This window comes from Variovorax soli NBRC 106424 (assembly GCF_001591385.1).
In the GTDB taxonomy this organism is placed as follows: domain Bacteria; phylum Pseudomonadota; class Gammaproteobacteria; order Burkholderiales; family Burkholderiaceae_C; genus Variovorax; species Variovorax soli.
The window spans coordinates 1-11,690 of the sequence record NZ_BCUU01000133.1 but is presented as its reverse complement, the minus strand read 5'-3'; the positions used below and the strand labels follow the sequence as shown (position 1 = coordinate 11,690).

Here is an 11,690-nt window from a genome sequence, read left to right as displayed (position 1 = left end):
CCGCCGGGCGGCGCCTGCGCGAGCGTCACGCCGGCGGCAGCGGAAAAAGCGAAGGCCAGGATGCCGACGGCGCGCGCCATGCGCCAGCGGCGGTGCCGGGCAAGGAACCCGGGCACCACGGAGATGGGTGAATGTGTGACAGGCAATTTTTTCGGTTCTTGTCCCCCTGCGGCCCGCCGAGCTTGCCCCGCGCAAGGGACGACCGAAGGGTTGCGCCATTCTCACCGATGGCGCGGCCCGCCTGTCGTCAACACATGGGGTGAGCAGCGCCCTACCTGGCGCCGTCTTCCGCCTCTTGCAGCAGGCGCCACATCACCTTGCCGCTGCCGCTCTTGGGCAGCGCATCCACGAACTGCACGGTGCGCGGGATCTTGTAGACGGCCATGTTCTCGCGGCACCAGGCGATGATGTCCTGCTCGCTGACCTTGCCCTTGAAGTCGGGCCGCAGCACCACCACCGCCTTCACCGATTCGCCGCGGTAGCTGTCCTTGGTGGCGATCACGCAGGCTTCCTGGATCGCCGGGTGGCGGAACATGAGCAGTTCCACCTCGGCCGGCCACACCTTGAAGCCGCTGGCGTTGATCATGCGCTTCAGGCGGTCCGTGATGAAGAAGTAGCCGTCCTCGTCCATGCGGCCCATGTCGCCGGTGCGGAAGAAGCGCTTGCCCTCGAACTCGATGAAGGCTGCCGCGTCGGCGTCCGGGCGCTTCCAGTAGCCGGCGAACACGCTCGGGCCGTGGGTGATGATTTCGCCGGATTCGCCCGGCGGCAGCTCCTGCAGCGTGTCGGGGTCGACCACGCGCGAGTCGGTGCTCATGTAGGGAATGCCCAGGCACTGCTGCTTGGGATTCTCGAAGGGGTTGGCATGCGAGGGCGCGGCCGTTTCGGTCAGGCCGTAGCCTTCCAGGTACTTCAGGCCGTACAGGTCCAGCAGGCGCTGCGCCACCGCCTGCGGCATGGCCGCGCCGCCGCCGCCGATGTGCTGCAGGCTGCTCAGGTCGTAGCTGGCGAAGTTGGGGCTGGCCAGCAGGTCGATCACCATGGTGGGGATGTTGGTCCAGCTCGTGACCTTCCAGCGCGAGATGAGGCGGCCGGCCAGCTCGCGGTCCCAGCGCGGCATGATGACCAGCGTGGCGCCCACCAGGACGGAGGTGTGCAGCATGCTCACCGTGCCGGTGATGTGGAACATGGGCACCACCGCCAGCACCACCATCTCGTGCGAGCCCAGGCCCCACAGCTGGCTGGCCACCGCGTTGTGCATCAGGCTCGAATGGTTGTGGATGCAGCCCTTGGGCAGGCCGGTGGTGCCGCTGGTGTAGGGCAGGAGCGCCATGTCGTTCGCACCCACCACATGCTCGGGCGCGGCGTGCCCGGCGCCGAGCGCATCGGTCCAGCTCATGACCTGCCCGCCCGCCAGCTGCGGCAGCGGGTGGCGCGTCAGCAGCCAGTCGCGCCAGGCGGGCACCGGCGCGTCGTCGCCTTCCACATTGGCGTCGAAGGCATCGGTGTACTGCGTGACGATCAGGTGCGCGAGCCGGTCCTTGGCATCGAGCGCATCGCTGGCCTTGGCCAGTTCGGCCGCGAGCTCGCCGGTGGTGATGGCGACCTTGGCCTCGGGGTCGGTGATGTAGTGCTTGAGCTCCTCGGCCCGGTTCATCGGGTTGACCGGCACCACCACCGCGTTGGCCCGCATGATGGCGAAGTGCGCGACGATGAGCTGCGGGCAGTTCTGCATGTCCAGCAGCACGCGGTCGCCGCGCTTGACGCCCAGGGCGTGCAGCGTGCCGGCCAGCCGCTCGACCTGGTCGGCCAGCTGCCCGTAGGTGGTGACCGTGCCGAAGAAGACCAGTGCGGCCTTGTCCGGATAGCGCGCGGCATTGACCGCCAGGTTGTGCCACATCGAGGTCGCGGGCACGGTGATCGATTTGGGCAGGCGCTTGGGCCAGAACTTGTAGTGCGGTCGTTCCATACGGTCGGTATCTCCAAGGGGGCCCCAGCCTACACAGGAGCCGGCTGCGGCACGAGACGGATTGGCCCTGATGCCGTCACCTTCGCGACGCGGGCCGATGCGCGGGATGCGCGGCTTGCGCGGGATGCATCCTCGTATGATCGCCGGCCCCATGACAACGAGATGGAGACCTGAATGACCAACGAGAAGAGCGGCGCGGCCCGCATCGCGCGCAGAACCCTGGCCCGGGCCGCACTGGCGGCCGCCGCGGCCTGTGCGGCGGCGGTGGCGCTGCCGGCCCTGGCGGCCTTTCCCGACAAGCCCATCAAGGTGGTGGTCGGCTTTCCGGCTGGCGGCCCGCTGGACCAGCATGCGCGCCTTTTGGCCGACAAGCTGCAGGCCGTGCTGGGCCAGCCCATCATCGTCGACTACAAGCCGGGCGCCGGCGGCTCGGTCGGCGCCGAGTCGGTCGCCAAGAGCGCGCCCGACGGCTACACGCTCATGCTGGCCAACACCGGCGTGTCGGTGATCAACGGCGCGCTCTACAGCAAGCTGCCCTACAACACGCAGCGCGACTTCGTGCCCATTGCGCGCACCGCCATGCAGCCGCTGGCCCTGCTGGTCACGCCCAAGCTGCCGGTGAAGAACCTGCAGGAATTCATCGCCTACGCCAAGGCGCGGCCCGGCCAGGTGAACTACGGCTCGGCCGGCAACGGCGGCATCAGCCACCTGGTGCCCGAGATGTTCAAGACCCAGGCGGGCATCTACATGGTGCACATCCCCTATCGCGGCAGTGCGCCGGCCTTCACCGACCTGATGGGCGGGCAGGTGCAGTTCATGGCCGAGTCGATCCCGCAGGCGGCCAATTACCACAAGCAGGGCAAGGTGCGGGCACTGGCCGTGACCAGCCGCGAGCGCAATCCCGCCCTGCCCGACATCCCCACCGTGATCGAGGCGGGCCTGAAGGGATTCGAGGTGGTGGGCTTCTACGGCTTCTTCGCGCCGGCCGCCACCCCCAAGGACGTGGTGTCCAGGCTCTCGGACGCCTTCCGCCAGGTGCTGGCCAACCCCGAGGTACGCGAGCGCATGGTGAGCCAGGGCGCCGACCCGGCCTTCCTGGGCAGCGAGGATTTCACCCGGTTCCTGGCCACCGAAACGCCGCGCTGGGACAAGGCGGTGAAGGCGTCGGGCGCCAAGATGGATTGAAAAAGCCCGCGCGAAAAGGCGCGGCACAGCTCTTGCATATCTGGCGCACGCCGGTCGACGTCGACCGGTCTCCAACCTGAAAGCCAGACATGCCCAAGCTCCACCGCCGCGCCGTTTCCTTCGGACTTGCCCTCGCCGTTCTTGCCGCCAGCGGAGCCGCCCAGGCGCAGAACGCGCTCGACAACGTCCTCAAGAGCAAGACGCTCAAGGTCGCCATTCCCACCGACTACCCGCCCTACGGCTCGGTCGACAAGACGATGCAGCCGGTCGGCCTGGACATCGACATGGCCAGGCTGATCGCCACCAGGCTGGGCGTGAAGGTGGAACTGGTGCCGGTCACCAGCGCCAACCGCATTCCCTACCTGCAGACGAAAAAGGCCGACCTGGTCATCTCCACCCTGGGCAAGAACGCCGAGCGCGAGAAGGTGATCGACTTCAGCTCGGCCTATGCGCCCTTCTTCCAGGGCGTGTTCGGGCCCAAGAACCTGAAGATCGCCAGCTTCGCCGACATGGCGGGCAAGACCGTGGCCGTGACGCGCGGCGCCATGGAAGACCAGGAACTGAACAAGGTGGCGCCGCCCAACGTGGACTACCGCCGCTTCGAGGACAACAACGCCACCATCGCCGCCTTCGTCTCGGGCCAGACGCAGACCCTGGCCGCCAGCGGCGCCGTGGCCGCGCAGATGATCGAGAAGAACCCGCAGATCAACGCCGAGTTCAAGCTGCTGCTGAAAGACAGCCCCTGCTTCGTCGGCATTGCCAAGGGCGAGGATGCACTCAAGGCCAAGGTCAACGAGATCATCGCGGGCGCGAAGAAGGACGGCACGCTGGACGCCATGTCGAAGAAATGGCTCGGCAAGGGCATCGGCGAACTGCCGGTCTGAGCGCCCATGGAATTCGACTTCGGCGCCGTCCTGGTGGACTGGCGCATGCTCGCCAAGGGCGTGGTGTGGACGCTGGGCCTGACGGCCATCGCCACTCTCATCGGCATGGCCGTGGGAACCGTGTGCGCCTGGGCGCGCGCCAGCGGCCCGGCCTGGCTGCGCTGGATCGTCGGCGCCTACGTGGAGCTGATCCGCAACACGCCCTTCATCGTGCAGCTGTTCTTCATCTTCTTCGGCCTGCCCGCCGCGGGCCTGAAGCTCACGCCCGAAGTGGCGTCGGTGATCGCGATGGTGCTCAACCTGGGTGCGTATTCCACCGAGATCATCCGCGCCGGCATCGAGGCCACGCCGCGCGGCCAGGTCGAGGCCGCCCAGAGCCTGGCGCTCGACAAGCTGCAGATCTACACGCGCGTGGTGCTGCCGCCGGCGCTGAAGAAGGTGTGGCCGGCCATGGTGAGCCAGATCATCATCGTGATGCTGGGCTCGGCGGTGTGCAGCCAGATCTCGGTGGAAGAGCTCAGCTACGCGGCCAACCTCATCCAGAGCCGCAACTTCCGCGCTTTCGAGGCCTTCATCGTGGCCACGGCGCTGTACCTGCTGCTGTCCATCCTCGCGCGCCGGCTGCTCAACTGGCTGGGCCCGCGCTTCCTGTTCGGGCGATGACGGCATGAACGACTTCTCGCTCTGGGACATTCTTCGCAACCTGCTGCTGGCGCTGCGCTGGACGGTGGCGCTCTCGGCCATTGCCTTTGTCGGCGGCGGGCTGGTGGGCGCCCTGCTGCTGTTCGCGCGGCTGTCGGGCGGGCCCTTCTTCGAGCGTGCCATCGGGCTGTACGTGCAGCTCTTCCAGGGCACGCCGCTGCTCATGCAGCTGTTCCTCGCCTACTTCGGCATTGCGCTCTTGGGCATCGAGGTGTCGCCGTGGACGGCCGCGGCGCTGGCCCTCACGCTCTACACCAGCGCCTTTCTCACCGAGATCTGGCGCGGCTGCGTGGCCTCCATCCCCAAGGGGCAGTGGGAGGCCTCGGCCAGCCTGGCGATGCGCTTTGGCGAGCAGCTTCGCCACATCATCCTGCCGCAGGCCCTGAAGATCGCCATTGCGCCCACGGTGGGCTTCCTGGTGCAGGTCATCAAGGGCACGGCGCTGGCCTCGGTGATCGGCTTCGTGGAGCTGACCAAGGCCGGCAGCATGATTTCCAACGCCACCTTCCAGCCCTTCGTGGTGTTCAGCTGCGTGGCGCTGATGTACTTCGCCCTGTGTTTCCCGGTGAGCCTGCTGGCCCGCCAACTCGAGAGAAAGACCCATGGCCGCCGTGCTTGAAGAACCCGGACCACAACGCGTCGCGCCCGCACCCGGCGGCGCGCCCATCGTGCGCATCACGGCGCTGCGCAAATCCTACGGCGCCCACGAGGTGCTCAAGGGCATCGACCTGGACGTGCTTCGCGGCGAGGTGGTGGCGATCATCGGCAAGAGCGGCTCGGGCAAGAGCACGCTGCTTCGCTGCATCAACGGCCTGGAGGTGTTCCAGGAAGGCTCGCTCACGGTGGACGGCAAGCCGCTGCTGCATGAAAGCGCGATGGCCATGCGCGAGCTGCGCCAGCGCGTGGGCATGATCTTCCAGGGCTTCAATCTGTTTCCGCATCTCTCGGTGGGCCGCAACGTGATGCTGGCACCCATGCTGGTCAAGCAGCGCGCGAAGCTGCAGGCCGCCTCGCAGGCGCGCAAGCTGCTCGCCCGCGTCGGGCTGGAGGAAAAGTTCGACGCCATGCCCGAGCAGCTCTCGGGCGGCCAGCAGCAGCGCGTGGCCATTGCGCGCGCCCTGGCCATGGAGCCAGCCGTGCTGCTGTGCGACGAGATCACTTCGGCGCTCGACCCCGAACTGGTGGGCGAGGTGCTGCGCGTGGTCGAGTCGCTGGCCGAGGAAGGCATGACCCTGCTCATGGTCACGCACGAGATGAACTTCGCGCGCAAGGTGGCCGACCGGGTCATCTTCATGCACCAGGGCCGGGTGCACGAGATGGGGCCGCCGGAGCAGCTCTTCGGCCATCCGCAAACGCCGGAACTGAAGCAATTCCTGTCCTCGCTGCACGACTGAATCCGGCCGGCCGATTGAACCCCGGCACCTGTGGCAAGCTCACAGGAGCATGGCTCATCGTTCCTTCCCCCGCCGGCGCTTCCTGCTTCGCGCCTTTGCCGCGGCGCTGCCGCTCGGCCTGCCGCTGGGCGCACGCGCGGGCTTCAACTTCTTCCTGAGCGAATACACCGCCAGCCGCGAAGAACTGCAGGCGGAGATCGCCAGGCGCTTTCCGCTGACGCAGCGCTATGCGGAGATTTTCAGCGTGACGCTGAGCGACCCGATGCTGGGCCTGGATGCGGGCGCCAACCGCGCCGCCATCACCACCCGCGTGAACATCGCCAGCCCGCTGATGCAGCCCTCCAGCGTGAACGGCACGGCGTCCATCAGCAGCGCGCTGCGCTACGACGTGGACGCGCTGGCCCTGCGCCTGCTCGATCCGCGCGCCGAGCGGCTGCAGCTGGACGGCGTGGTCGGCCGCGACGCACAGCGCCTGCAGCGCATCGGCGGCGCGGTGGCGCAGGAGCTGCTGCAGGGCTACCCCTTGCGCACCTTCAAGCCCGAGGAGCTGAAGTTCGGCCGCAAGACCTACGAGATCGGCGACATCACCATCGGGCAGGACGAGATCAAGGTGCAGCTCAAGTAGCTGCGGCGGCCGAGGCTGTGGCAAGCTAGGGCCACAACCACACGCCACGCCCCGACGATGACGCCACGCCACCTGCGCCTTGCCGCGCCGCTCGTTGCCTTGCTCCTGAATGCCCCCGCGCTGGCCTTCGACCTGCAGGCCCATCGCGGCGGCCGCGGCCTGGCCCCGGAAAACACCCTGGCCGCCTTCGCGCAGGCCGCCGCGCTGGGCGTGGACACGCTGGAGCTGGACGTCGGCCTCACCGCCGACGGCGTGGTCGTCATCTCGCACGACACCTCGCTCAATCCCGACCACACCCGCGACGCGCAAGGCCAGTGGCTTTCGGCCAAGGGCCCGAAGATCCGCTCGCTCACGCTCGAGCAGCTGCAGCGCTACGACGTGGGCCGCCTGCGGCCCGAGAGCGACTACGGCAAGCAGTTCGCCCGCCAGAAGCCGGTGGACGGCCAGCGCATTCCCACCCTCACGGCCCTGTTCGACCAGGTGCGCGCCCTGCCCGGCACCGCGCTGCACCTGAACATCGAGATCAAGGTCGACCCGACCCTGCCTGATGAAACCGCTTCGCCCGAGGCCGTCACCGACGCGCTGCTGGCCGAGATCGAGCGTGCCGGCATGGCCGGCCGCGTGACCATCCAGAGCTTCGACTGGCGCACCCTGGCACGGGTGGCGCAGCGCGCGCCGGACATCCAGCGCGCCTACCTCAGCAGCGCACGCACGCTGGCGGACTCGCGCTGGACCGCCGGGCTGGCGCTGGCATCGCACGGCGGCTCGCCCGCGCAGCTGGTCAAGGCCGCCGCCGGCCCGTCGAAGAAAGCCGTCATCTGGTCGCCCTCCTTCGGGCCGCTCACGCAGGCGCAGGTGCAGGAAGCCCACACGCTCGGCCTGCTGGTGCTGCCCTGGACGGTGAACACCCGCGCCGACATGGCCCGGCTGATCGACTGGGGCGTGGACGGCATCATCACCGACTACCCCGACCTGCTGCGCGACGTTCTGCGCGAGCGCGGCATGCCCCTGCCCACCGGAACGGAGGCTGTGCGATGACAACCACCACCCACGACACCTCGCTGCTGCAGGCGCAGTGGCAGTCGCTGTCCACCGTGCTGGAGCAGTTGCGCCTGGGCCAATGCCAGGTGGCCGACCTGGCCGCCCATGCCGCCCAGCTACCCGAGCTGCGCGCCGCCCTGCCCGAGCGGTTCGACACGGTGCTGAACGACCTGCTGGACCGCCTGTCGGCCAGCGCCCTGTTCGGCGAGGAAAGCTGCTCCTTCAGCCAGAAGGATCTGCTGGACGGGCTGCAATCGTGGCTGGCGCATGCGCAGCTGCGCCTCGGCCTGGCGGCCTGAAGCGTCGATCAGACGTGCCGGGTGACGGCGCTGGCGCGCCCCTCTTCCAGTGACTGCACGTCGGCACGCCGGTGCAGCGCCTCGATGATGCGGCAGCGCGGGCCCGAGCCGTCGCAGCCGTCGCGCAGCGCCTCCAGGTTGGCCTCCAGCACCCGCAGTTCGGCCAGGCGCTCGCGCACATGCGACAGGTGCGCATCCAGCGCCTCGCGCGCCGCGTCGCAGTCGGCCTTGCGCGACAGGTCCAGCGCCAGCAGCGTGCGCACCTCGTCCAGCGACATGTCCATGGCGCGGCACAGGCGGATGAAGCGCAGCTGGTGCAGGTCGGCCTCGCTGTAGCGGCGGTAGCTGTTGTCGCCGCGCCCGGCCGGCGCCAGCAGGCCTTGCGACTCGTAGTAGCGGATGTTGGCGGCGCTCACGCCGCTTTTCTCGGCCGCCTGGCCGATGCGATAACCTTGTTCGGCGGACGGCCTTGGTTCTGACATGGCTTGACCTTGAAGGGACTTGAAGCTTTCCAATGGTGGCACACAAGAAAAGACCCCGCCCATGCCAGACGCCTTCCTGAATCCCACGTCCAAGCCCTCATCCGATTCCGCTTCGCCGTCTGCCTGCGCCGATTCGTCCTGCGGCTGCGGCGCGGGGGCACCCATCTCGCTGCGGGCGCCGGCCGCGAACGACGCCAGTGGGCACAAGAAAGCGCACAGCCACGCGCACGACCACAAGCACGCGCACGAACACGGCGAATCCGACGGGCACGACCACGGCCCGCTGCCGGGCATGAAGCGGCTGGCTGCGTCGCTGCTTGCGGCGGTGGCCGCCGAACTGCTGCACTACTTCGCCCCCGAGACCACGGCCTGGCATGTGGCGGGCATGGCGGTGGCCGCGCTGGCCATCGCGCTGGCCGGCATCGGCATCTACCAGAGCGGCCTGCGCTCGCTGCTGCGCGGCAAGCTGGGCATCGACTCGCTGATGGCGGTGGCCGTCACCGGCGCCTTCCTCATCGGCCAGTGGCCCGAGGCCGCCATGGTGATGGCCCTGTATGCGCTGGCCGAGCTGATCGAGCACCGGGCGGCCGACCGGGGGCGCCATGCCATCTCCGGCCTGATGGTGCTGGCGCCCGAGCAGGCCGACGTGCTGGGCGAGGACGGCAGCTGGCGCCGCGCCGCGGCGCGCGACGTGGCCGTGGGCGCCACGGTGCGCGTGCGGCCCGGCGAGCGCCTGCCCTTCGACGGCGTGGTCAGCACCGGCAGCGGCGCAGTCGACCAGGCCAGCGTGACGGGCGAAAGCATGCCGGTGGACAAGGTCCCGGGCGACGCCCTTTTTGCCGGCACCATCAACCTGGGCAGCGAACTGCAGTTCCGCGTGACGGCCGCGGCCGGCAACACCACGCTCGACCGGATCATCCATGCGGTGGAGCAGGCTCAAACCTCGCGCGCCCCCACCCAGCGCTTCGTGGACCGCTTTGCCGCCGTGTACACGCCGGCCGTCTTCCTCATCGCACTGGCCGTGGCCATCCTGGCGCCGCTGCTGCTGGGCTGGGGCTGGCAAGACGCCATCTACAAGGCGCTGGTGCTGCTGGTGATCGCCTGCCCCTGCGCGCTGGTGCTCTCCACGCCGGTCACGGTGGTGAGCGCGCTCACCGCGGGCGCGCGGCGCGGCATCCTGATCAAGGGCGGCAACCATCTGGAGGCGGCGCGCACGCTCAAGGCGATCGCGCTGGACAAGACCGGCACCATCACCGAAGGCAAGCCGAAGCTGGTGCACTGGCAGGTGTGGGACGGCGCCCAGCCGGCAGACGTGCAGCGCGCGGCGGCCGGGCTGGCCGGCCGCTCCGACCACCCGGTGTCGCGCGCCATCCTGGCCGGCCTGGACGAGAAGCAGCGGGCCGACGCCTACGACTTCACCGACTTCAAGGCCCTGCCCGGCCTGGGCACCGAGGGCCGCGTGGCCGGCGACCTGCTGGTGCTGGGCAACCACCGCCTGATCGAAGACCGCGGCCAGTGCAGCGACGCGCTGGAAGCCGTGCTGCGCGAGCACGAGCGCCAGGGCCGCACCGTGACGCTGCTGGCCAGCGCACGCGGCGTGATCGGCGTGTTCGCGGTGGCCGACACCGTCAAGCCGCAGGCGCGCGATGCCATCGCCGAGCTGGGCCGCCTGGGCATCGCCCCCGTCATGCTCACCGGCGACAACGAGGCCACCGCGCGCGCCGTGGCCGCGCAGGCCGGCATTACCGAATTGCGCGGCAACCTGCTGCCCGAGGAAAAGCAGGGCGCCATCCGCGAGCTGCAGCGCCGCCATGGCCCCACCGGCATGACCGGCGACGGCATCAACGACGCGCCCGCCCTGGCCCAGGCCGACATCGGCTTCGCCATGGGCAAGGCGGGCACCGACATCGCCATGGAAGCGGCCGACGTGGTGATCATGAACGACGACCTGCACCGCCTGGCCGAGACCGTGCGCCTGTCGCGCCGCACACACGGCGTGCTGTGGCAGAACATCAGCCTGGCGCTGGGCATCAAGCTGGTGTTCCTGCTGCTGGCGGTGGCAGGCCAGGCCACCATGTGGATGGCGGTGTTCGCCGACATGGGCGCCAGCCTGCTGGTGATCGGCAACGGGCTTCGCCTGCTGCGCCACAAGGGCTGAGCGGCGCGGTTACGGACGGGTTACGAGTCGCGCCGGCAGCCCTCCATAATCGGCCGCCATGCCACTTGGACAATCCGCGAATCCTTCTTCCAGCAGCGCGCCGGACGGCGCCATCACCGACGTGGCCGGCATCGAGGTCGGCCACTTCAGCGACCCGCGCCGGCCCACCGGCTGCACCGTGATCCTGGCCAGGGAAGGCGCGGTGGGCGGCGTCGACGTGCGCGGCGCCGCGCCCGGCACGCGCGAGACCGACCTGCTGGCACCGGGCAACCTGGTCTCCACCGTGCATGCCGTGATGCTGGCCGGCGGCAGCGCCTGGGGCCTGGCCGCCGTCGACGGCGCGGTGCGCTGGCTGGAGGAACGCGGCGTGGGCATGGACGTGCGCTTCGGCACCCTGCCCATCGTGCCCGCCGCGGTGCTGTTCGACCTGCCGGTGGGCGATGCGCGCATCCGCCCCGATGCAGGCGCCGGCTACGCCGCCTGCGAGGCCGCTTCCAGTGCCGCGCCGGCCGAAGGCAACGTAGGCGCCGGCAGCGGCGCGCTGGTGGGCAAGCTGTTCGGCGTGGAGCGCGCCATGAAGGGCGGCATCGGCACCGCATCGGTCACCGTGGCCGGCGTCACGGTGGGCGCGCTCATCGCCTGCAACGCGCTGGGCGACGTGCTCGACCCCGACACCGCGCAGGTGGTGGCCGGCGCGCGCACGGCCGACGGCAAGCGCCTGCTCGACACCCGCCGCGCCCTGATGCGCGGCGACCTGCCCAAGCCCCTGCTGGCGGGCACCAACACCACCATCGGCGTCGTCGCCACCGACGCCGCGCTCACCAAGGTGCAGGCGAGCCGGCTGGCCATGGTGGCGCACGACGGCCTGGCGCGCGCCATCAACCCGGTGCACACCATGAGCGACGGCGACACGCTGTTCGCGCTGGCCACCGGCCGCGCCGCGCCGAGCGG

General features: G+C 69.7%; 12 protein-coding genes. 10 read left to right on the top strand and 2 right to left on the bottom strand.

Annotated elements, in window-relative coordinates:
- Positions 1-271 precede the first annotated feature (271 nt).
- Positions 272-1,969, bottom strand: coding sequence for a long-chain fatty acid--CoA ligase (locus tag VSO01S_RS24165; protein ID WP_068645333.1), 1,698 nt, complete (start codon positions 1,967-1,969; stop codon positions 272-274).
- Between the two features lie 174 nt (positions 1,970-2,143).
- On the opposite strand from VSO01S_RS24165, the gene VSO01S_RS24160 reads away from it, so the two are divergent.
- From VSO01S_RS24160 to VSO01S_RS24125, 8 genes are all read left to right on the top strand, one after another.
- Positions 2,144-3,154 carry a Bug family tripartite tricarboxylate transporter substrate binding protein gene (locus VSO01S_RS24160; protein WP_084242088.1) on the top strand — a complete coding sequence of 337 codons (1,011 nt, stop codon included), beginning with the start codon at positions 2,144-2,146 and terminating at the stop codon, positions 3,152-3,154.
- 89 nt (positions 3,155-3,243) lie between these two features.
- The gene (locus VSO01S_RS24155) at positions 3,244-4,038 is read left to right on the top strand and encodes a transporter substrate-binding domain-containing protein (RefSeq protein ID WP_068645332.1); all 795 of its coding nucleotides are present in this window, start codon (positions 3,244-3,246) and stop codon (positions 4,036-4,038) included.
- A gap of 6 nt (positions 4,039-4,044) precedes the next feature.
- Positions 4,045-4,701 carry an amino acid ABC transporter permease gene (locus tag VSO01S_RS24150; protein ID WP_068645331.1) on the top strand — a complete coding sequence of 219 codons (657 nt, stop codon included), beginning with the start codon at positions 4,045-4,047 and terminating at the stop codon, positions 4,699-4,701.
- 4 nt (positions 4,702-4,705) lie between these two features.
- Entirely contained in the window at positions 4,706-5,359 is a 654-nt protein-coding gene (locus VSO01S_RS24145) for an amino acid ABC transporter permease (protein ID WP_068645330.1), read from the top strand.
- A complete protein-coding gene (locus tag VSO01S_RS24140) occupies positions 5,343-6,134 on the top strand; it encodes an amino acid ABC transporter ATP-binding protein (protein ID WP_068645329.1) in 792 nt (263 codons plus the stop codon). Before VSO01S_RS24145 ends, VSO01S_RS24140 begins: the two co-directional genes overlap by 17 nt.
- Positions 6,135-6,183: 49 nt before the next feature.
- Entirely contained in the window at positions 6,184-6,759 is a 576-nt protein-coding gene (locus tag VSO01S_RS24135; RefSeq protein WP_068645328.1) for a YceB family lipoprotein, read from the top strand.
- A gap of 57 nt (positions 6,760-6,816) precedes the next feature.
- Positions 6,817-7,797 (top strand): glycerophosphodiester phosphodiesterase, encoded by a 981-nt coding sequence (locus tag VSO01S_RS24130; protein ID WP_068645327.1) that lies wholly within the window; start codon positions 6,817-6,819, stop codon positions 7,795-7,797.
- On the top strand, positions 7,794-8,099 hold the full coding sequence (locus VSO01S_RS24125) for a hypothetical protein (protein WP_068645326.1): 306 nt from the start codon (positions 7,794-7,796) through the stop codon (positions 8,097-8,099). Before VSO01S_RS24130 ends, VSO01S_RS24125 begins: the two co-directional genes overlap by 4 nt.
- Before the next feature lie 8 nt (positions 8,100-8,107).
- Here the strand turns inward: VSO01S_RS24125 and VSO01S_RS24120 are convergent, their stop codons facing one another.
- Positions 8,108-8,581 carry a Cd(II)/Pb(II)-responsive transcriptional regulator gene (locus VSO01S_RS24120; protein WP_068645325.1) on the bottom strand — a complete coding sequence of 158 codons (474 nt, stop codon included), beginning with the start codon at positions 8,579-8,581 and terminating at the stop codon, positions 8,108-8,110.
- Between the two features lie 61 nt (positions 8,582-8,642).
- Between VSO01S_RS24120 and VSO01S_RS24115 the strand changes: the two genes are divergently transcribed.
- Together VSO01S_RS24115 and VSO01S_RS24110 are read left to right on the top strand one after the other, a co-directional pair.
- A complete protein-coding gene (locus VSO01S_RS24115) occupies positions 8,643-10,739 on the top strand; it encodes a heavy metal translocating P-type ATPase (protein WP_084242087.1) in 2,097 nt (698 codons plus the stop codon).
- 58 nt (positions 10,740-10,797) lie between these two features.
- A partial coding sequence (locus VSO01S_RS24110) for a P1 family peptidase (RefSeq protein ID WP_068645324.1) occupies positions 10,798-11,690 on the top strand: 893 nt, incomplete at its 3' end.